This window comes from Bradyrhizobium sp. USDA 3364 (genome assembly GCF_054056355.1).
Window position 1 is genome coordinate 7986697 of sequence record NZ_JBSRYG010000002.1, and the last position, 20125, is coordinate 8006821.

Below are 20125 nucleotides of genomic sequence, written 5' to 3' on the forward strand. Positions count from 1 at the left end.
CAGGCGGGCGTGGCAACGGGCCTGCCTCCCTACCCGCACTCAGGCTCTCGATCGGTGCGTGAGATAGGTCTGCACCTGTCATCGAATTTAGTCAGATCGGCGCAGCCAGCGCCGATCTCGGAATCAGGATGGAGGTTGACATGTATCCGCAAACCAAACGACGCATCGCTGTTGCGACGCTGCTTCTTGCGATCGGCGCGCCGGCTCCAGCACTCGCCTCCACGCCGGCCGTACTCCCGCAGGACGCCGGCCAAAGCAACGTGCCGGTCCAGCTCGAGCGCGGCGAGCTCGTCAGGTTGCGGTCTGGAGGACCCCTGATGACCGTATCCGCGGTCAAGGGCGACCAGGTCAAATGCGTTTGGACCGAGGATCGCGGCCAACCCGCCGATGCGACCTTCCCAGCCGACGTGCTGCAGCGAGCGGCTTTGGAATTACCCTGGAGGTGAGGATGCTGATTACCTTGGTTGCAGTTCTCTGCAACGGACCTCTTTGCCTGGAAAAGGTCGTCACCAATAGCGGGCAATCCGGCATCACCATGAGATCGCGGATTGGCTCTCGCATGGCCCCTACAGCCAGTGGAGGCTGAAGGGCTACAAGTGCGTCATCGGGTCATATGTTCCGAAGCGATCGGCCTAGGCGCGACGTATCCATTATCAAGCATGATGCAATTCTGATTCAGACCGGCTGGGCCATCTCCGTCTCGCCGTTGTTCAGCGCCAGCGGCTTTCGCGGTGCGCGGCATTCTGTCGGGAGAACTCCCGCGAGAGGCATCGGGTCGGTCCATCGGCGCCGCCGACCTCAAGTCTCCGAGATGCGTCGCCACGTCGCGTCAGACCGGGCCGTCTCAGTTTTCGGATCCGCCGTCACGCATCTTCAACGCCGCCTCGAAACATTCGATAAGGCCATCGCCGTCGAATGGCTTCGTCAAGTAGCAAATCGCTCCAGCCGCAAGCGCCTGCGCCCGGGTGCTCTCATCGGGAAACGCGGTGAAAAAGACAAAGGGAACACGGCTCCCCTGGGCACGCAGGTGATCCTGCAATTGAACGCCACTCATGCCAGGCATCTGGACATCGGTGACGACGCACGCGAAGTCGTCAACGCATCCCGACCGCAAGAACTCTTCGGCCGATGCGAACGTACGCACGACGTATCCGAGCGACCTCACGAGGCTGTCGGTCGTGACGCGCACGGATTCGTCATCGTCGATGATGGCAACAAGTGGAAGCTTCGACAAAACGATCTTTCCTTGGTGCGGAGACGGAATCCAAAGCGTCACCGTCACGGCAGCTTCAGATTGCACCATGGATCGAGATCGCAAAACGATACCTGAGTATAGATTTCAGCGTTCAACCTCTTGGGCGCCGGATTCCGAGCGAGTCTGCCATTCCCACCAGATCAATTACGGATCGCGCCTTCATTTTTCGCATCATGTTTACGCGATGGACCTTTACCGTAATCTCGCTGACTCCCAATTTTGCCGCGACCTGCTTGTTCATAAAGCCCTCGACGACGAACCCCATCACCTCCCGCTCGCGTGCTGTCAGGGAGCCGAGCCGAACTCGGATTTCTGCAACAGCTATCTCGCTGTCGCGTCGCTTCTGGTCTCGCTCGAGCGCTTTGACGACGGCATCCAGCATGTCCTGGTCGCGAAAAGGCTTGGTCAGGAAGTCGATCGCACCGGCCTTCATGGCCTGGACCGACATCGGAATGTCGCCGTGCCCCGTCATGAAGATGATCGGGACGCGAATACCAGCCACCGCCAATTCGGCCTGGAAGTCGAGGCCGCTGACCCCCGGTAACCTGATATCGAGCACCAGGCAACTTGCCGCATCAGGCATCTTGATCTGCGCGAACTCGCGGGCAGAACCAAACAATTCCACCCGTAGTCCCACAGACCGAAACAGACTGCCGAGGGTTTCTCGCATCGCCACGTCGTCATCGATGATAAACACGACATGCTCAGGCGCGGTTGCGGGGTCGCGTTGCGATTTGGAGCTACCGGTCACGCAGCCTCCTCCTGATACGTTGGCAACGTGAACTGGAATCGCGCGCCCGGGCCGGCGTTGTTAACGGCCGCCAGCCGTCCGCCGTGAGCCTCGATGATCGAGCGGCAGATCGAAAGTCCCATGCCCATCCCACCCGATTTCGTCGTGAAGAATGCATTGAACAACTTGTCGGCACTGTCAGCGGATATTCCAACGCCTGAGTCGACGACATCGACCACGACCCGCCGTGCTTCGTCCTGATAGGACCGGATGGTCAGCTCATGCGCGCGGCTTACGATCGGCTGCATTGCCTCTGCACCGTTCATGACCAGATTGATGATCACCTGCTGCAGTTGAACCCGATCGGCGAGAACAACAGGAAGGGCCGGCGCCAGCTCCAGCCTCCAACGCACCTGGCGCGTGGTCAGCTCGCGCTGCACCAACGCCATCACTTCGTCAATGATACCGTTGATGTCGAGCAGTTCCCTCTGCGATTCGGAATTCTTTGCGAGATTGCGAACCCGCCGGATCACTTCAGCCGCCCGGTTCCCTTCCTTGATGACCCATTCGGCAGCTCGGCGCGCTTCGTCCAGATTTGGCTGGGCTCCGTCGAGCCAACGCAGGCAGGCGCTGGCGGCATTGACGACCGCGGCAAGCGGCTGGTTCACTTCGTGCGAAATAGACGCCGTCATTTCTCCCAGCATCGTCACGCGCGTCACATGCGCCAGCTCCGTCTGGGCCTTCTGCAGCCTCTCCTCGGCCTGCTTGGTCGCCGTAACGTCGACCACAGCCCCAACGTACTCCAGCTGGCCGTCATGATTTCTCCCAACGTGAGCGACAACATGGGCAAACTTGACGGACCCGTCGGGCATCAAGAATCGATGCTCGTAGTCGAGATCCTGTCCGTTGAGCAACGCGCGCTCGCGTGCCTGCTCCACGAGCGCGCGATCTTCCGGATGGACACGCTCAAGGATCATTTCGAACGTGAGAGGATGCGACGGGTCGTATCCCAGAATTCTAAATAGTTCTTCGGACCCCACGCGCTCGCCGGTGGAGATATTCCAGAAAAAGCTGCCGGTTTGACTCACCCGCTGTGCTTCGACCAATTTGGACTCGCTTCGCCGCAATTCTTCCTCTGCCCGCTTGCGGTCCTCGATATCGGCTGACGAGCCGTACCATTTGACGATGTCGCCCGACTCGTCGCACAGCGGCACGGCGCGGAACAGGAACCAGCGATATTCACCATCGAACCGCCTGAGCCGCGCTTCGAGCCCGCCCGGCATGCCGGAGGCTCGTATCGCGCTCCATTTCTGCAGCATGGCCTTCTTGTCTTCAGGATGAAAGGCACGAGGCCAGCCGGTCTCGGCCTGGTCCAAGGCGAGGCCGGTGTAGTCGAGGGCCGGTTGATTGAGAAAGTCAGGAATGCCTTCCGGTGTGGAGCGCCAGACCAGCGCCGGGATCGAATCGACGACAAGTCGAAGGCGATCTTCCGACCCCTTGATTTCGTCAAACGCCTTCTGCAGCTTTTCTTTGGCGAGGTACTGCTCGGTGACATCGACATGCGTACCGACCAGTTGCTCCACTTCGCCGTCTTCTCCAAGGAACGGATGCCCCACGGAGTGTACGTATCTGATCGATCCGTCTGGGAGCCCGATACGAAAGTCGACTTCGAGGTCTGCTTTCTCTCGAACGGCGCGCTGCACCATTTCGATGACGCGTTCCCTGTCTCCCTGCAGAATGCGATCATAGAATGGCTGCGGTGACACGGCGTCGTTCTTCGGATCAAGTCCGAACAGGTTGTAAACCTCCTGGGACCGATACACGAACTCTCCAAGGCGAACATCCCAGGCCCAGCTGCTCGTTCGGCTCAAACGTTGGGCCTCGGCCAGGTAGGCCTCGCTGCGTCGAAGCGCGGCCTCAGACCGTCGTTGATCGTCAATCGCGATTTGCAGATCGCTGCCCGAACGCCGAAGATCATTTGCGGCCTTCCTCTGCGCCGAGATCACGAATGCAACGACCGTCGCTGTGAGGAGGAAGAGAATCTGTCGAGGCACCTCCCCGGGGACGGCTGTGGCGAACAGATCCTGCTTCCATAGCGACGAACCGCTCGCCGGCACAAGGTAGCAATGAAAAGCCAATACGCCGAGAAAGACCGCCAGCAGCGCGGGGCCGAGACCGCCGAACCACGCAGTGAAGATGACCGCGCAGAGCAGCGGGGATACGATCGCCTCGGCGCTCAACAAACGTGTCAGGAGGTCAGCCGCGATGGCTGCAATGGCAACTGCCAAAACCGACACCGCAAACGAAGTCGCAAGCGACGTCGACCACGGTCGGGGAATGTCAGACCTCGTCATTCCGGCTGCTCGTTCGCCTCGGTTGACCTGGACAACATCCCGCAGAAGCACGAACGCCACGGCAACTTTCTAGAACTCCGTGAACTGGCTCCGCGGAGTTCCAACACGTTCAGGTGTCCCGGCAAGCCCGACATTAGTCCATTTTATGGAAGGAGTCCGGCCAAATTCGGCCACGATCCAGGCTCGATCCCGATGCGCGGAAGTCGTCCATAGCCATAAGGAACGACGTCGAACCAAACACCTCACCTGCAGGCCGCCCTTCCTGAAAGCTCGTAGACCGATCGTGGCCACACGCAATGGACGCGAGGTACCGGCACCGATATCTGCTTGAAGCCTTCAGTTCAGTCGTCAGCCGCATCGCAATGAAGGGATGAAAATCGAGCCAACCCGCGGGTTGGTACAGCTAAACCTCTGTTTAATTGAAATGCAGGTTGGCCGAGCATAGTCTTACGTCTAGCAGCTGGCCGCGCTTTCCTTCCTGGTGCGTGCCGCCTGTCTGCCAGGCGGACGGTTTCACGCCCTCTCCCCGCCGCGGCGGGAAACCGTCCGCCCCTCCGCCAGATGCGGAGCTGCTATTGCGAGCCTTCGGATTCTCCTCCTGCATCCTGCTCGCCGGGCAAATCACGCGCGACAACCAAACGATCACGAAGCTTCTCCGCGCGCTGTATCGGGCTCTCTCCGGCGTTTGGCAGCACCGTCGGCTCCGCGACGCCATACGCAAGCCTTCGACAAGCCAACTCATCGGTGGGCGCGAAGAGCTGGAGATTTTAAACCCGCGTATAATTCCTCCGACCCTTTTTGAATATCGAGCGCTTACCCGCGCACGATTGAGGCCGCAATCCTTCCCTCATAACCTCGCCATCAATCGATCGCCCGTACCGAACACCGCCGGCGAACGAGCCAAGACAACCGCTATCCACGCGACACGAAGAGGAGGCACAGATGCACAACAGCTCTCAACATCGCCGTGACGTCGCCGCCGTGCGCTGTCCGATCTGCTACGGCAGATTTGGCCTTATGCGGCAGTATTGCTGGAAGACAGCGCTTTGTTCCGAACGGTGCGTTGATCGCTTCAAGGCGCGCCAGAATGACGATCGCAAATGGCTATCCTGGCCTTCGGGCGGCTCAAGAGCTCCCATCATTCACTTCAACTCATGGAGAGGCGCGTGAGGTTCATCCTGGTCAATGGTCGAGTGCCCTGCACTCAGCCGATCTGCGTGATGTGCGAGAATCCGATCTCCCCGGGCTACCTGCGAGAGATCGGGACACGCCTCACCTACTGCAATCACGAATGCTACGCACAGCATTGCAATACCGCCATTCGGCTGCTCGAAAGCCGGGCAGTGGTGTCGTGAAATCTACTCGCCAACCGGCGGCGGAAAAGGACATCGCATGAGAACTTGCACCATGACCAGCAACAGGCTCGGCTACGAGGACTTGGCACTTACTGCTGTCAAGCCAGGTACCCTGCAGCCGAAGTCGGGACATTTTCCAACTCCACGCCGGCGGCATCGGAGCTTTGTCTCGAGCTCTCACACCGCGCCAAAGCTGCGGAATGAGGGCGCGGAGATTCCGACTGATTTCGACGGACTGTCTGTGCCAGCACGCCTTCTCATCGCTGAGATAGCCGGAGAATTGCAATGCCGTTCTGTTTCCAATGAGGCAGGCATTCGCTCGCTCCTGTCGACTGCGGTGGTGAAATTGATTGATGCGATTGGCGCGTTGCCGCAGCAACACGACACCCCCTCGGAACAGGTGCTCGCAACTGCCGGATCGGCATCGAGCGCGGAATATTCGGCTCGGCGTCCGCCGCCGAATGATACCGTGCTACGAGTTGGACCGCTTGAGCTCGATCTCCTTGACCGCACTGCGAAACGCGGCGACCGCCGGATCGATCTGAGACCGCGGGAGTTTCAGTTGCTCAAGTACATGATGCAACGCAGCGACACGGTGCTTACGCGGGCGACCCTCTTGACGGAGGTTTGGCGCTACAAGTTCGTGCCGGAGACCAATCTCGTCGACGTCTACATGAGCAAGTTGCGCCGCAAGGTTGACGGCACGAACGAGGCCGCTCTCATTCGGAACGTGCGCGGCGCCGGCTTTGTACTGAGTGCAACGCCCTTTCGACAACACTCAACGCCGACGCTTTTCGAGGGTACGACGATCTCGCTGGACGAGTCTTCTCCGACGGAGCAACGGCGGCGCAATTGTGAACGTCTACGCCGGGCGAGCGGCACAGCGCACGAAGCCACCAAGCTTGCGAGTTCGAAGAACCTCCAAATCGGCGACAGCATCGTGCCATCGCGAAAGGCCTCAGCTTCTTGAAAGCGCAATTCCAGTTCTCCAGCAATGACAATCCGCGAGATGTGCAAATGATTCTCCTGCCTCTTATCACCGCCTGGGTGTGGTTCCAGATCTTGACCGCGTCAGCGCTGCCCGCGCCGGATTTGAAATCATGCCATGCGCACGGCTCACGGGAAATTCGTTGGCAGACTCTGGTCAGCTGACTGGCCGTTTGTGCCATTCGCTGCCGTGCACCACCAAGCAGAACCATCGTGTGCGAGGCGTTCAGATGGATGCTGGAGCCAACCGCGTCCGGCACGCATCACGATGGCAATAAACGAGGGACTTCTCGCCCTTACTGGCGGGATTTTCGTCGAATGGAGGCGCTCTGCACTTTTGGACAGAACTGCGCAATCCCTGAGCGAAGTGGAGTGGATAAAATGGACACCTCACGCAGACGGCTGCTGGTTGGAGTTGGCGGGCTTTCGCTTGGCGCAGCAGTCGGTGCATTCCCGCCGGGCCATGCTGGCGCGACTGAAAGCGCCGCAGCGACCAGCGAGGGCAGCGGAGAATTAGTGGCGATTGCGGTGAACGATGCGCTGGAGGGAGCGTATGGCAGACACAGAGCGAAGCGAAGAAATCACACAAAGGGGTTCGGCGCTGTTGGCCATTTTGTCGGCACGAAAGAGGCGGCGGAGCTCTCTCGGTCAGCCCTCTTCGAGGGCGACAGAATCGAGGTCATTGCGAGGTTTTCGGTCGCGGGAGGAGACCCATCGGCTTCCGATTCCGAACGCAGCGCACGCGGCGTGGGCCTCGAGTTCCGTCTGAAAGCCGGAACGTTGCATCACATGACGATGCTGCACACGCCCATGTTCTTTGCGAGAACGCCTTCCACGTTTCTGGACAAGTTCATGGCTCTCGCAAAGGACGTGCAGACCGGGAAATCGGACCCGGGCAAGTTCGCCGCCTTCCTGAAGCAGCATCCCGATAACGCTGCGCAGTTTCACTTTCTAAAGACCAACAATCCTCCGGCGAGCTATGCCAATTGTGCCTTCTACGGCATACACACGTTCCGCTTCGTCGATCAGGCAGGGAAAGCGACCAATGTGCGGTGGCGCTTCATGCCGGAGGATGGCGAAAAATCGCTGACTGACGAGCAGCTTGAGAATAAGCCCCGGGAATTTCTCGAGGCCGCATTTCGTGACCGTGTGAGCCAAGGCCCCATCCAATGGCGTATGATCGTGGCGATCGGAGAACCGGGCGATTCCGAAGATGATCCGACGGTACTTTGGCCGGCGGGGAGACGCGAGATCAAGGCCGGTACGCTGACGCTTACGTCGTTTGCGCCAGATCGGACATCGGGGGCCCTTGGCATCAACTTCGATCCCATGGTGATGGCCGATGGTATCGGTCCGACCGACGATCCAATTCTCCGGTTCCGCTCGTCTTCCTACGCAGTTTCGCATTCCCGGCGACTGACCGAAACCTGATGGTGTTACGGACGACCCGACATCGGGGGAGGCCCGCATGGGTTCGTCCGGTGAATATTTTGTGGCGGGCCGCTCTGCTCCGTGCGAACTCGAAAGATTATTCTGCGAGCGGCGACTACAACGTCAGAGGCCTAGCGCGCAGCTAGGCCCGGTCGGAGCGGCCCTCCCATCGGTCGATGGCCCCAACTCACTTTCAATTGGCCTGCCCGTTCGGAACAGCCGCCATGAGACTAGGTCCGTTTTCTGCCATATCCAAGCGCTCGGTGGTACTTGGCCTGCTGTCGGCCTGCATTGTCGTTCTGACGACCGCCTTTGTGCGCCTGCCCGGAGCGCATGCCGGCGCGGCAGGTGTCTCCTCCACGCAGCCGACGACGTATCTGCCGAGCATCAGCGACCTAATGATCGGCACGATTCAACCTAGGCACGAGCGGATATGGCGAGCCGAACAGGCCGGCGACTGGGATTTCGCCGCCTACGAGTTAGGCAATCTCCGCGGTGCGTTCGGCCGGCTCGGACGCGCGCATCCAACGGAAGAGGACACCCCGTTTGCCGACATGATCGAGCCCGTTACCAAGAAACCGCTCGAGGATCTGAAGAACGCGATCGATCGGAGAGACGACGCCGATTTTGGCAAGGCCTATGACGGGCTCAGCGAGGCCTGCAACTCCTGTCACCAGGCGCTGAATCACGGTACGATCCAGATCGGCCGCCCCGCCGGCGCGCCCCAATCAGACCTGATTTTCGGGAAAGCCGGACGGTAGCACCACATCTGTCCGGAGCACCGGTCATTTTTGCGGCAAGTTCGATCCATTTGCCTTGTCAGGACAAACGATCTCAATCCGCCCTCCGGAACCAGAATTGATGACCAGCCGAAAGCCATGTAGTTTGATGATGGCCGCCACCAAGCTGAGCCCGAGCCCGACACCCGGCGTGTTGCGCATCTTGTCGGAGCGATAGAACCGCCGCAGCACGACTTCACGCTCCTGTTCGCTGATACCCGGTCCCGTGTCGGTCACACGCACGATGGCTTCCTTGTCACCCCGCAAAAGCTGCAAGCCGACTCTCCCGCCGGCCGGCGTAAACTTGATCGCATTGTCGACGAGATTCGCCACGGCCTCGAAGAGGAGATCCCGGTCGCCCCAAACGTGCAGCTTGCGGTCGATATCCACGCCAAGCTCGATGCTCTTGTCCTCGGCGATCGGCTCGTAGATGTCACATACCTCTCGCAAGATTTCATGAAACGCAACATTGCCGAAGCCGGCCGAACGCCGGCTGTTCTCAATCTCCGTCAATCGCAGGAGCGCGGTGATGATCGCGAGTGACTGATCAATCCCTCCGATCGCCTTGTCCGTGACGGTCTGAAGCTGCTCCAGGGTGGTTGCATGTGTCCGCCCGCGCTCCAGGGACAATCTGGCGCGGGTCAACGGAGTTCGCAGATCATGCGCAATATCGTTGCCAACGCCAGCGAGCGCGTTGATCATCGTTTCCATTTCATCAAGCATGCCGTTCACGATCACGGCCAGTCTCGAGAAGGGATCGTTGACGTTACGATGCGGGAGGCGCTCGCGGAGATCACCGGCGACGATTCGCTGGACGCGCTGATTGACCTCCTCTACCCGCCGCTGCGCGCGCACGCTCAGCCAAGCTCCGGCCAGCAAGCAAAGGCAGAGCGCCGGCAAGAGCCCAAGCGCGAGGGCCTGCCCCACGACGCGGGATATCTCGCGGGTCTCGTCGACGTTCCGTCCCATGACGAGGACGTCACCGTTTTCGAGACGTCTGCCTACCGCCCGAACCAGCGGATCACCCACTGGCGATTGGCCGAACGGCGCTACCCGCGCAGCCTGCGCAGTTCCATCGACACTGAAGTCATGCGGTAGCGCTTTGAGGTTGCCGGCAAGCCTATTGCCGGCAGCATCGAACATTCCCGCATACTGAACGCCTCGGGAATCCTGGCCAAGATGGTCCGCTATTGCATCGGCGCGGCGATCCCGCGGCAGGCCCGCCATGAAATTGAGCTGTTGAGCGATCATGCGATCGGATCGCGCAATCAGATAGCCGTCGATCTTCCAGTAGATGAAACCGAACAGCACGATCATGAACACGGCGAACACGGCAGCCACCGCCGAGGCCCACCGGAAGGTGTTCGAGCGCATGAGTTGGAGCTGGCGCACCGATCTCGCCGGTTGTTGTTCGGGCCTCATTTCGATCGCCATACCTGCACCGGCGGCGCCTATTGTTGCGCCCGCAGAATAAATCCGGAGCCCCGGACATTGTGGATCATCTGTGCTTCCCCGGGACCATCAACCTTGTGCCGCAATCGGCCCATATGCACATCGACCAGATTGGTCGTCGCCGGCACGAACTTGTAATTCCAGACCTCTTCGAGCAGCATCGCGCGGGTCAGCAACTGATCACTGCGCCGCATCATGTATTCGAGCAGGCGAAATTCGCGCGGCAAAAGATCGATCTCCCGTTCGCCGCGCCGGGCGGTACGCTCGATCAGATCGAGCTCGAGAGGGCCGACCCGCAAGGTTGTCCCTCGGCTGTCGGTGGGACGACGGAGAAGCGCTTCTATTCTTGCGATGAGCTCCACGACTGCAAAGGGCTTCGTAAGGTAATCGTCTCCGCCGCTTCGCAGGCCCCGCACCCGATCGTCGACGGCGCCGAGCGCGCTCAGCACCAGGACCGGGGTGCCAACCTGCTCCCTGCGCAATGCCTCGATGATCGTAAGCCCGTCCATGCCGGGCAGCATGCGATCGACGATCAGGACGTCGGGATGGAGCGCTCGGGCCTTGTCGAGGCCGTCAATTCCGTTTGACGCCCATTCGACCTCAAACCCGAGCTCGCTCAGTTCGGCCACGATCTCCTCGGCCGTTCCGCCGTCGTCTTCGATCAGAAGAACTTTCATCATCAGCTCGATCTCAGATGTGCCAAAGTACCCGGCCGGCTGGCGCGAAATCATATGCTCGCTCGTTGGCAAAGTCATAAGCCACCGTCCAAACTGCCTGGTTAGAATAGGCGGGCCGCGCTACCCAACGACCCGGCTTAGCGCCGCCCGCTTCCGTCTGGCACGCCGCCTTGGCAAAGCACGGCAGAGCCTCGGAAAAAGACATAAACCCTCGGCCGAGGCCACGCCATTAAATAGCAATTTAACGAGCTGAGCGGATCGGGGACCACCGGCCAACGCGGCTCCGCCGCCGCGCTCCCGGCAACACTGAAATCGATTTTAGACGACATCCTCCGGCCGGCTGCCTACGTTCCCGGGTACAGGATCAAGAGAACGAGCCACCATGCCGGACGACGTCGACGACGAACGAAACGCGAATGGACATCCGCAGGCGGACCCGCGGATGTCCGCCAAAATCGGATTTGTCGGGCTCGGCCTGATGGGTACAGCCATGGCAGCCAATCTCGCGGCGGACGGGCGCAACGTGTGCGCCTATGTACGCCGGCCGGAGCGCATCGGCGACCTCCAGGCGCTCGGCATCGCGGCCACGACGCGTCGATCGGACTTGTTCGACAGCGACATCATCATCACCATGCTGCCCGACGATGCTGCCGTGCGGAATGTCTTCTTCGGACCATTTGGGATCTCGGAGTCGTTGCGGCCCGGCGTGATCCATCTGTCTATGAGCACCATCAGCACCGAGGCCTCGACCGCGCTGCTGCTCGAGCACGAGCGTCGCGGTCAGAGCTACGTTGCAGCCCCCGTGTTCGGTAACCCCGACGCAGCCAGAGCGCGCCAGCTGGCCGTCATCATGGCAGGCAACCCGGCATCGTGTGATCGTTGCCGACCGGTGATGGCTTCGCTCGGACAGACTTTCGTCGTTGGGGCGGATCCCGCGCACGCCAATCTGATCAAGTTGCTGGGCAACATGATGACGGCAACAACTCTCGAGGTGCTCGGAGAAGTCGTGACCGTGCTGCGGAAACGTGGACAAGATCCTCAGCAGTTCGTGGACATCATGACTGGGACGATGTTCGACAGCCGCGTCCACAAGAACTATGGTAGCCGGCTCATTGCCGGCAGTTACAAGCCCGGGTTGACAATGCCGCTGGCGCTCAAGGACGTGCGCCTGGCGCTCGCCGAGGCGGAACTGGCCAGCGCTCCGATGCCGTCGGTCGGTGTCGTTCGCGATCGGCTGATCACGGGCATTGCTCGCGGCCACGGCGGACTTGACTGGACGGCGCTCGGAATGGTCGCCTCGGAAGAAGCGGGACTATAGGCTCGCCGGTCCGCACGGCGTGGAAGCATCGTCGTCGAACAATTGCCTCGCTCCAGCTTCGCGCCGCGGCCGCGCGGACGACGAACTCCGTTATCCTGCATTTTTCCTCATTTGCGCCGACGCGCGATTCCTCGCGCGCGCCGCGTGTTGATTCCACTTCGCCTATTCCTGAGTCACGCCCGATTGAACGCAAGTGACCGCTTCGTGTGTTTGGCTGATCCGTGATCCGCCACACCTGCTCGGACAGGCCACTCCTTCACCGGCCTGCTGTTTTCAACGGAGAAGCTCAATGACGAATCTCAAGCTGCTGTCGACTGGACTGATTGCTGTGGCAATGCTGGCAACGCCTGCCATGGCACGCGAAAGCGCCCACCTTGCCCGGCGGACCGCTGTGGAAGCCAGTGTTGCCGCACCGGACGCGCCGTTCTACTCGGCTGATCACGCCTGCGTTCCGGCGCCGCGCGTCGGCGCATTCGCGACGGCGCCGTGGACCGGCAACAACGTTCCCTGCGAACCGGGCACGGGCGCGTTCTAATCGCATACCGCGGTTTCGGCTTGTTCGACCGTCCCTCTTGCGCCTTGGCGCTTGTAGATCCTCGTCGATCGGCGCACCGACAAAAGCGGGCTGGATACCGTTCCAGCCCGCTTTTTATTGATCGCTCTCGTATCAACCGACCGTTTGTTTGGGCTCGACATTTCTCAACTTGCCGCGAGAGGACGTCGCTCCGGTCCTTGTGAAGCCAATTTTAGTGGGTGCGGCTGCCGCGCGTCCCTACTCTTCAAGCATCCCGAAAGCCTGGCCTTGCAGCCGCGTACCGATGCTGCGCGACCGGCGAAAATCCAAACACAAGGAGTATCCCGATGAAACGAATGATATTGATCTTGGCGACTGCCACGCTTGCCTCCGCACTGGCTGTCGGCGCGGCCGACGCACGTGGCGGCGGCGGCGGAGGTGGTGGCGGTCACGGCGGAGGTTTCGGCGGCGGCATGGGCGGTGGCGGGCACATGGGCGGCTTCGGAGGAGGCGCGCACATTGGCGGCATCGGCGGTGCAACGGGCGGCGGCGCTCATCTCGGCGGCCTTGACGGCGGTGCGCACATGGGCGGCTTCGGGGGAGGCGCGCACATCGGCGGCATCGGCGGTGCAATGGGCGGCGGCGCTCATCTCGGTGGCCTTGACGGCGGGGCACATGTGGGCGGGTTCGGTGGAGGCGTTCACCCCGGCGGCATCGCAATGCGCGGCGACGTCGGCCGAAGCGGCGGCGATCATCTCGGCCTCGGCGACGGCGGCCATCCGGATGGCGCGGGCATCCACGACCACGGCATGCACCACTACGGCAGATACTCGCGGGGCTACGGCTACTATTATGGCGATCCCGACTGCTACGACTGGCACTCCCTGCATCCCGATCAGCCGCTGCCGCTGAGTTGCAGCTAGTCTGCAGCCCTTATCTTCGGTCCGGATGGCGTGCCGTCCGGATCGAGGCCTTCCGAAACCTCAATTCAAAGTGACGCTCTGTAGTCCAATCTGCCGGTGTCGCGTCGCCAGCGGCCATGCCTCGGGATCGGCAGGTCAATCCATACCGCGCCGCCAATGTGCCGCTGCGCTCTCGGTCTCCAGAGACCGGCACGCAACACAACGAAGCATCGGCATCGGTTCGCTCGGCCATCCCGAACGTCGCCTCGAGCAATCAAGTGGGCGCAGAGCAAAGGAACAACCAATGAACACCGTCCCGAACAAGAACATGGAATTCATCGATATCCCCGGCACATCCATCCGCGCATCTCGCATTGCACTCGGGACGTGGGCGATCGGCGGCTGGATGTGGGGCGGGACCGATGAAAGCGATGCCGTCAAGACGATCCGGGAAGCGCTCGATCGCGGAATCAATCTCATCGACACCGCGCCCGTCTATGGACTCGGTCGATCCGAAGAAATCGTCGGAGAGGCCCTTTCCGGCGGTCGCCGCAGCATGGCGGTGATCGCCACAAAGGCAGGACTTGACTGGAAGAACGGCAAGCCGTTCCGCAACGCGCGCAAGGCACGCATTGTCGAAGAGGTCGAGAATTCGCTGAAGCGGCTCCGGACGGATGTCATCGATCTCTATCAGGTGCACTGGCCGGATCCGCGGACGCCGATTGCAGAAACGGCCGAAGCTATCGGCGCGCTGCAGCGCGAGGGGAAAATTCGGGCAGTCGGCGTCAGCAACTTCAGCCCAGCCCAGATGGAGGAATTCCGCAAGGTCGCGCCGCTTCATACGGCTCAGCCGCCCTACAATCTGTTCGAACGCGCCATCGACCAGGACGTTCTGCCCTACTGCCAAGAGAAGAATATCGCTCTCCTTGCTTACGGCTCGCTGTGCCGCGGCCTCTTGTCCGGCAGCATGACCGGTTCGAGCCAATTCACCGGCGACGACCTGCGAAAGAGCGATCCGAAATTTCGATCACCCCGCTTTCAGCAATATCTTGACGCCGTCAGGCGGCTCGACCAGTTCGCGCGGGAACGCTTCGACAAACGAGTGATCCAATTGGCAGTACGCTGGGTGCTCGATCGCGGCGAACACAACATCGCGCTGTGGGGTGCCCGGCGCGCCGAGCAGCTTGCGCCGATCACCGACGTTCTCGGGTGGCGGATCGATGCGGAAGCAATGGCCGAAATCGACCACATTCTCCAGGAGACGATCAAGGATCCGATCGGTCCCGAATTCATGGCGCCTCCGGACCGGGAGGCGGCATGATGGACACACGATCCGCAATCCACATCGTGAGCCGGGATCGGTTCGACGCGACGACGGCCCAAACATCGGGCTCCCATCGCTTCGCCGCGATCGGACCGTCGCTAGGCATCAGTTCGACCATCTGGGGCGGCCTCTTCGAGGTCGAGCCGGGCGCACGAACCGGGATCCACCATCATGGGGAACAGGACACCATCGCGTTCGTGCTGTCAGGTCAATGCGAAGTTCGCTGGGGCGACAGAGGTGAGTTCTCAGCGCGCGCGAATGCCGGCGATTTCATACACGTCCCCGCGTTTCTTCCGCATATGGAGATCAACCCCTCCCACCTTGTTCCGTTTCGGTGGGTGGTGGTTCGCAGCACGCCTGTGCCGATTGTCGTCAACCTGCCCGACGCAATCTGGCCATAGGCCACGCGACCTTGCCCGACATCTTTGATCTACCCAGGAGAGACGGAACAGACATGGAAGATACAAGCGCCATTTTTCCAAACATGGAGGTCACGCGGCGTACCGTCATCGAAACCGGCACCACCGCGCTTTTGCTGGGCAGCCTTCCACGGGGCGTGCTTGCCGCCGGGATCGATCAGGCTGACGCCTCCCCGATGTCGATCGCGCTTCGGGTCAACGGCCACCTGCACAATCTTACGCTCGACCCCCGCACAACCTTGCTGGACGCCTTGCGCGAGCATCTGGCGTTGGCCGGCTCAAAGAAGGGATGCGATCACGGCCAGTGCGGTGCCTGCACCGTTCTGGTCGAGGGACGCCGCATCAATTCATGCCTTACGCTTGCGGTCATGCATGATGGCCAATCGATAACCACTGTTGAAGGACTTGCTTACGGCAAGGACCTGCATCCCATCCAGGCCGCGTTCGTCGAACACGACGGGTTCCAATGCGGCTACTGCACGTCGGGCCAGATCTGCTCGGCAGTGGGCATGCTGGCCGAAAGCCGCGACGGAGTGCCGAGCTATGTGACAGAGGATCTCACTCGGCCGGCAGCAAAGCTGAGCGATGAAGAAATTCGTGAGCGGATGAGCGGCAACATCTGCCGATGCGCGGCCTACCCGAACATCGTCGCGGCGATCAAGCAGGCAATGGGAGAGCAGACGTGAAGGCATTCTCCTACGAGCGCGTGCAATCTCCATCGCAGATGCGGCTGCCGAAGCGAGCAAGCCCGGTGTCAAGATCATCGCCGGCGGCACCAACCTGCTCGATCTCATGAAGTTGCAGGTGGAGACACGATCGGCCCTGATCGACATCAACCGTCTGCCGCTCGACAAGATCGAGGAGACCTCGGAAGGCGGCTTGCGCATCGGCGCGTTGGTCCGCAACAGCGATCTCGCAGCAGACGTGCGGGTGCGGCAGCACTACGGCGTGCTGAGCCGCGCCCTGCTCGCCGGTGCGAGCGCCCAATTGCGCAACAAAGCCACCACGGCAGGCAATCTGCTCCAGCGGACGCGCTGCTACTACTTCTACGACGTCACAAAACCCTGCAATAAGCGCGTACCCGGCTCGGGTTGTTCGGCGCTCGCAGGCTTCAACCGCATCCATGCTATCATGGGCGGCAGCGAGGCGTGCATCGCGACCCATCCGTCGGATATGGCCGTTGCCATGCGCGCACTCGATGCAAGGATCGAGACGATCGATCACGAAGGCGGAACCCGCACGATCCCGATCGCCGACTTCCACCGGCTCCCGGGCCACACGCCGGAAATCGAGTCGGCCCTTGGATCGGGCGAGATCGTCACGGCTGTGACGCTGCCTCCGCCACCGCCCGGCGCCCAGGTCTACCGAAAGGTGCGCGACCGCACCTCCTACGCGTTTGCGCTGGTTTCGGTGGCCGCCATCGTCGACAGCGTGCGCGGTCGAATCCGCTCGGCGCGGTTCGCCTTCGGAGGTCTCGCCCCAAAGCCGTGGCGCATCGCCGCCGCCGAACAAAGCCTCACGAATGCAGTTGCCGGAGCCAAATCGTTCGACGCAGCCGCGGACGCGGTTCTCGAGGGCGCGCATGGAGCCGGCTCCAACGATTTCAAGATTCCGCTCACCCGCCGCGCCCTGCATGCCGTGCTCGGCGAGATCACCCGTATCTGAGGGAACATCGAAATGGACATGGATGCACCAGTCGGGGCAAATGCGCTGGATGCCGAGAAGATTGTCGGCAAGCCGCTCGATCGTGTCGACGGACGGCTGAAGGTCACCGGCGGCGCACGCTACGCTTTCGAGATGCAACAGGACGCACTCTACGGGTTTGTCGTTGAAGCTTCGATCGCAAAGGGGCGGATCGCCTCGATCGAAACGATCGCGGCCGAGCGGGCACCTGGCGTCAAACTCGTCCTCACCTATCGCAACGCTCCCAAGCAGGGCACCGGCAATCATCGTGAGGCGCATCCTGTGCTCACAGGCCCTGTCGTGTCCCACTACGGCGAACCGGTCGCGTTCGTCGTTGCCGAAACGTTCGAGCAGGCCAGGGCCGCCGCCTCTCTGGTCAACGCGACGTACGATCGGGAGACGGGACAATACGCCCTGCCTCAACATCTCACGCTGGCCCGCGTCCCACACCAATCGGACGGTTCACCGGCCGACAGCGAAGTCGGAGACTTCTCGGACGCGTACGCCAGCGCTCCCGTGCAGATCGATGTGTCCTACCGCACACCGCTGCAAAGCCACGCGATGATGGAGCCGCATGCGACGCTCGCGAGGTGGGACGGCGACAAGCTGATTCTGCATACAGCGAACCAGATGCTGAATCAGGGCCAGCAGGTCATCGCCCGGACGTTGAACATCCCGGTCGGAAACGTCCGGCTGGTCAGCCCTTTCGTCGGCGGCGGCTTCGGCGGCAAACTATGGGTGAACGCCGATGCCATTCTTGCCGCAATCGCAGCACGATACCTCAAGCAACCCGTCAAGGTCGCGCTCACCAGACAGCAGATCTTCCATGTGACGACGCATCGCTCGGACACCATCCAGCGTATCCGCCTCGGTACCGACCGCGAGGGCCGGATCGTCGCAATCGGCCACGACGTCTTCTCCGGCAACTTTCCGTCCGAACAGGTCTACGAGGCTGCCGCGCTTCAAACCCGTTCACTCTATGCCGGCCCTAATCGGCTGACGCGGCATCGTCTGGTGCCGCTCGACATTCCCGTTGCATCTTCCATGCGCGCCCCTGGCGAGGCAGTCGGCCTGCTCGCGCTGGAGTGCGCCATGGACGAGCTTGCGGAAAAGCTGGAGCTCGATCCGATCGAGTTGCGAGTCCGGAACGAGCCTGCCGAGGACCCTGAAGAGCACATCCCCTACTCCAGTCGCAATTTGGTTGCCTGCATGCGGGAGGGCGCACGTCGGTTCGGCTGGGACGACCGCAATTCGATCTCCGGTCAAGTGAGGGACGGACGGTGGTTGGTCGGAATGGGCATGTCCGCCGGAACCCGAGGCAATCCCCTCCGGTTCTCGAGAGCCAATGTACGGCTGGATTCCGATGGAGTGGCTACCGTGAAGATGGCAATGACCGATATCGGCACGGGGACCTACACGATCCTGGCACAGATCGCCGCCGAGATGCTGGGATTGCCGATTGAAAGAATACGGGTCGATCTCGGCGATACGAACTTTCCGGAAGCGGCCGGCTCAGGCGGCTCGTTCGGCGCGGCGAGCTCCGGATCGGCGCTGTTCGAGGCGTGCCAGGCCTTGCGCGAGCAACTGGCAGCACGGGCCGGCATGAATCCCGATACAGCGCGTTTTGGCGACGGCCATATCGCAACGGCGGGGCGCTCTGTCAAGCTCACGGAGATTGTCGGCTCCGGAATTGAAGCCGAGGGCGAAATCAGCCCAGGCCGCAACAATCAGGATTTCTCTCAGCAATCCTATGGCGCCCATTTTGCGGAGGTCGGCGTTGATCGGGATACCGGAGAAGTGCGCGTGCGGCGAATGCTCGGCGTATTCGCGGCCGGCCGCGTGCTGAACGCAAAGACGGCACGCTCGCAGGCCATTGGCGGAATGATATTCGGCGTAGGCGCGGCCCTGCACGAGGACCTCGTGCTCGATCCTCACTTTGGCTACTTCGTCAACCACGACCTGGCCGAGTACCACGTGCCGGTGCATGCGGATGTGCCGCCGGGCATAGACGCCATCTTTCTTCCGGAGCTGGACGAGCACTCCAATCCGCTGAAGAGCAAGGGAATCGGCGAGCTCGGAATTTGCGGTGCCGGGGCTGCGATCGCCAACGCGATCTACAACGCATGCGGCGCAAGGATCAGGAACTATCCGATCACACTCGACAAGATTCTCGCCAATCTGCCGAAGCAAGCTTGAGCGTTTGCTGGGCGCCATTCAACTGGGCCGCACTTGAAGGACGAACGGACCTGCCCGCGGCGGGTCTTTCCGTTCGTTCCCTTTTGGATTGCCGCTGTCGGAGACCGGGGTAATGCGATTTTCGTGCAAAGCCGCAACGGCATCCGTCCGGCGATCGTCAGGTTCAGTGCAACCGGTTTTCTGCAATGGAGCATGCCCGTGAAATATCGCATGATCGCCGCCTGCCTTGCCTACCTCGCGGGTGGCGGAGCGTTCGCACAGGTGACCGGAATGGCGCCCCCGACGCCCACGGTGGGAGCGACTTCTCCGCTCGGCAGCAGCACAGGATCCCCGCTTTCGCCCCTGGGGATCGGCCTTGGTGCGACCGAACTTGCCTCGCCGGGCGTCAGCCCGGCCCCCACGGTCACCGGCAGCATCGCCGCTCCGTCACACCGGCACCGCATGCTCGACCCTAGGTCTCTCGCCGAACGGAATCTCCGGCGCGACGTCGACCTATGACGGCGGCGGCATGGCGGTCGTCGGCGGCGCAGCCGGCAATACGACCGCTTCGATAGACATGTCGTCGGGGATCGCGGCGACCTCGTCGATGTCGACGTCGGGAATGATGCAAAGCTCCGCATCCGGCACGCTCGATACCGCCGGCATGTCGGGCATGTGCGGCTCCGGCTCGAGCAGCATCGCCGCATCTTCGAGCCCGAGTTCGACGGCGCCGACAACGCCCGGCGGCAGTGCCAAGACCGGCATTCCTC

The 20125-nt window shown here is 61.6% G+C and carries 18 protein-coding genes and 1 pseudogene; 13 read left to right on the forward strand and 6 right to left on the reverse strand.

What is annotated here, in order from left to right; all coding sequences use genetic code 11:
- Nucleotides 1–140: 140 nt before the first annotated feature.
- Nucleotides 141–446 (forward strand): DUF2158 domain-containing protein, encoded by a 306-nt coding sequence (locus ACVILL_RS37730; protein WP_456733665.1) that lies wholly within the window; start codon nt 141–143, stop codon nt 444–446.
- A 398-nt stretch (nt 447–844) separates the two neighbouring features.
- Here the strand turns inward: ACVILL_RS37730 and ACVILL_RS37735 are convergent, their stop codons facing one another.
- The 3 genes from ACVILL_RS37735 to ACVILL_RS37745 are packed head-to-tail and all read right to left on the reverse strand — an operon-like array spanning nt 845 to nt 4339.
- Nucleotides 845–1303, reverse strand: coding sequence for a response regulator transcription factor (locus ACVILL_RS37735; RefSeq protein ID WP_456733666.1), 459 nt, complete (start codon nt 1301–1303; stop codon nt 845–847).
- A 43-nt stretch (nt 1304–1346) separates the two neighbouring features.
- Complete coding sequence (locus ACVILL_RS37740) at nt 1347–2006, reverse strand: response regulator transcription factor (protein WP_456733667.1); 660 nt, start codon at nt 2004–2006, stop codon at nt 1347–1349.
- Nucleotides 2003–4339 carry a PAS domain-containing protein gene (locus ACVILL_RS37745; protein WP_456733668.1) on the reverse strand — a complete coding sequence of 779 codons (2337 nt, stop codon included), beginning with the start codon at nt 4337–4339 and terminating at the stop codon, nt 2003–2005. The genes ACVILL_RS37740 and ACVILL_RS37745 overlap by 4 nt, the downstream gene beginning before the upstream one ends.
- A gap of 1407 nt (nt 4340–5746) precedes the next feature.
- Here ACVILL_RS37745 and ACVILL_RS37750 point away from each other — a divergent pair.
- From ACVILL_RS37750 to ACVILL_RS37760, 3 genes are all read left to right on the forward strand, one after another.
- Entirely contained in the window at nt 5747–6664 is a 918-nt protein-coding gene (locus tag ACVILL_RS37750; protein ID WP_456733669.1) for a winged helix-turn-helix domain-containing protein, read from the forward strand.
- Between the two features lie 398 nt (nt 6665–7062).
- Nucleotides 7063–8112, forward strand: coding sequence for a catalase family peroxidase (locus ACVILL_RS37755; RefSeq protein WP_456733670.1), 1050 nt, complete (start codon nt 7063–7065; stop codon nt 8110–8112).
- A gap of 224 nt (nt 8113–8336) precedes the next feature.
- Nucleotides 8337–8873: a cytochrome family protein gene (locus tag ACVILL_RS37760; RefSeq protein WP_456733671.1), complete on the forward strand. Its 537-nt coding sequence runs from the start codon at nt 8337–8339 to the stop codon at nt 8871–8873.
- Nucleotides 8874–8897: 24 nt separating this feature from the next.
- Here the strand turns inward: ACVILL_RS37760 and ACVILL_RS37765 are convergent, their stop codons facing one another.
- Both ACVILL_RS37765 and ACVILL_RS37770 read right to left on the reverse strand, forming a co-directional pair.
- Entirely contained in the window at nt 8898–10325 is a 1428-nt protein-coding gene (locus tag ACVILL_RS37765) for a sensor histidine kinase (protein WP_456733672.1), read from the reverse strand.
- Between the two features lie 17 nt (nt 10326–10342).
- Nucleotides 10343–11023 carry a response regulator transcription factor gene (locus tag ACVILL_RS37770; RefSeq protein WP_456734452.1) on the reverse strand — a complete coding sequence of 227 codons (681 nt, stop codon included), beginning with the start codon at nt 11021–11023 and terminating at the stop codon, nt 10343–10345.
- Between the two features lie 379 nt (nt 11024–11402).
- Here ACVILL_RS37770 and ACVILL_RS37775 point away from each other — a divergent pair, with 379 nt between their 5' ends.
- The 9 genes and pseudogenes from ACVILL_RS37775 (at nt 11403) to ACVILL_RS37815 (ending at nt 19874) form a co-directional block, all read left to right on the forward strand.
- On the forward strand, nt 11403–12338 hold the full coding sequence (locus ACVILL_RS37775) for an NAD(P)-dependent oxidoreductase (protein ID WP_456733673.1): 936 nt from the start codon (nt 11403–11405) through the stop codon (nt 12336–12338).
- 289 nt (nt 12339–12627) lie between these two features.
- Complete coding sequence (locus ACVILL_RS37780; protein WP_456733674.1) at nt 12628–12873, forward strand: hypothetical protein; 246 nt, start codon at nt 12628–12630, stop codon at nt 12871–12873.
- A 326-nt stretch (nt 12874–13199) separates the two neighbouring features.
- Nucleotides 13200–13775: a hypothetical protein gene (locus tag ACVILL_RS37785; RefSeq protein ID WP_456733675.1), complete on the forward strand. Its 576-nt coding sequence runs from the start codon at nt 13200–13202 to the stop codon at nt 13773–13775.
- Nucleotides 13776–14082: 307 nt separating this feature from the next.
- Nucleotides 14083–15075, forward strand: a complete 993-nt coding sequence (locus ACVILL_RS37790) for an aldo/keto reductase (protein WP_456733676.1) — start codon at nt 14083–14085, stop codon at nt 15073–15075.
- On the forward strand, nt 15072–15479 hold the full coding sequence (locus ACVILL_RS37795) for a cupin domain-containing protein (protein WP_456733677.1): 408 nt from the start codon (nt 15072–15074) through the stop codon (nt 15477–15479). Before ACVILL_RS37790 ends, ACVILL_RS37795 begins: the two co-directional genes overlap by 4 nt.
- A gap of 53 nt (nt 15480–15532) precedes the next feature.
- Nucleotides 15533–16183: a 2Fe-2S iron-sulfur cluster-binding protein gene (locus tag ACVILL_RS37800; protein ID WP_456733678.1), complete on the forward strand. Its 651-nt coding sequence runs from the start codon at nt 15533–15535 to the stop codon at nt 16181–16183.
- Nucleotides 16180–17162: pseudogene (locus tag ACVILL_RS37805) on the forward strand (FAD binding domain-containing protein). Before ACVILL_RS37800 ends, ACVILL_RS37805 begins: the two are co-directional and overlap by 4 nt.
- A gap of 12 nt (nt 17163–17174) precedes the next feature.
- Entirely contained in the window at nt 17175–19376 is a 2202-nt protein-coding gene (locus ACVILL_RS37810; protein ID WP_456733679.1) for a molybdopterin cofactor-binding domain-containing protein, read from the forward strand.
- 33 nt (nt 19377–19409) lie between these two features.
- Entirely contained in the window at nt 19410–19874 is a 465-nt protein-coding gene (locus ACVILL_RS37815; protein ID WP_456733680.1) for a hypothetical protein, read from the forward strand.
- On the opposite strand, the gene ACVILL_RS37820 is transcribed toward ACVILL_RS37815, so the two are convergent.
- Complete coding sequence (locus tag ACVILL_RS37820) at nt 19869–20120, reverse strand: hypothetical protein (RefSeq protein ID WP_456733681.1); 252 nt, start codon at nt 20118–20120, stop codon at nt 19869–19871. The two genes, ACVILL_RS37815 and ACVILL_RS37820, sit on opposite strands and share 6 nt — an antisense overlap.
- Between the last annotated feature and the right edge of the window lie 5 nt (nt 20121–20125).

Excerpts from the sequence above, each read along its gene's own strand:
- ACVILL_RS37730 (WP_456733665.1), top strand. The coding sequence starts at position 141 with ATGTATCCGCAAACCAAACGACGCATCGCTGTTGCGACGCTGCTTCTT.
- ACVILL_RS37735 (WP_456733666.1), bottom strand. The coding sequence starts at position 1,303 with ATGGTGCAATCTGAAGCTGCCGTGACGGTGACGCTTTGGATTCCGTCT.
- ACVILL_RS37745 (WP_456733668.1), bottom strand. The coding sequence starts at position 4,339 with ATGACGAGGTCTGACATTCCCCGACCGTGGTCGACGTCGCTTGCGACT.
- ACVILL_RS37750 (WP_456733669.1), top strand. The coding sequence starts at position 5,747 with ATGACCAGCAACAGGCTCGGCTACGAGGACTTGGCACTTACTGCTGTC.
- ACVILL_RS37755 (WP_456733670.1), top strand. The coding sequence starts at position 7,063 with ATGGACACCTCACGCAGACGGCTGCTGGTTGGAGTTGGCGGGCTTTCG.
- ACVILL_RS37760 (WP_456733671.1), top strand. The coding sequence starts at position 8,337 with ATGAGACTAGGTCCGTTTTCTGCCATATCCAAGCGCTCGGTGGTACTT.
- ACVILL_RS37765 (WP_456733672.1), bottom strand. The coding sequence starts at position 10,325 with ATGGCGATCGAAATGAGGCCCGAACAACAACCGGCGAGATCGGTGCGC.
- ACVILL_RS37770 (WP_456734452.1), bottom strand. The coding sequence starts at position 11,023 with ATGATGAAAGTTCTTCTGATCGAAGACGACGGCGGAACGGCCGAGGAG.
- ACVILL_RS37775 (WP_456733673.1), top strand. The coding sequence starts at position 11,403 with ATGCCGGACGACGTCGACGACGAACGAAACGCGAATGGACATCCGCAG.
- ACVILL_RS37780 (WP_456733674.1), top strand. The coding sequence starts at position 12,628 with ATGACGAATCTCAAGCTGCTGTCGACTGGACTGATTGCTGTGGCAATG.
- ACVILL_RS37785 (WP_456733675.1), top strand. The coding sequence starts at position 13,200 with ATGAAACGAATGATATTGATCTTGGCGACTGCCACGCTTGCCTCCGCA.
- ACVILL_RS37790 (WP_456733676.1), top strand. The coding sequence starts at position 14,083 with ATGGAATTCATCGATATCCCCGGCACATCCATCCGCGCATCTCGCATT.
- ACVILL_RS37795 (WP_456733677.1), top strand. The coding sequence starts at position 15,072 with ATGATGGACACACGATCCGCAATCCACATCGTGAGCCGGGATCGGTTC.
- ACVILL_RS37800 (WP_456733678.1), top strand. The coding sequence starts at position 15,533 with ATGGAAGATACAAGCGCCATTTTTCCAAACATGGAGGTCACGCGGCGT.
- ACVILL_RS37810 (WP_456733679.1), top strand. The coding sequence starts at position 17,175 with ATGGACATGGATGCACCAGTCGGGGCAAATGCGCTGGATGCCGAGAAG.
- ACVILL_RS37820 (WP_456733681.1), bottom strand. The coding sequence starts at position 20,120 with ATGCCGGTCTTGGCACTGCCGCCGGGCGTTGTCGGCGCCGTCGAACTC.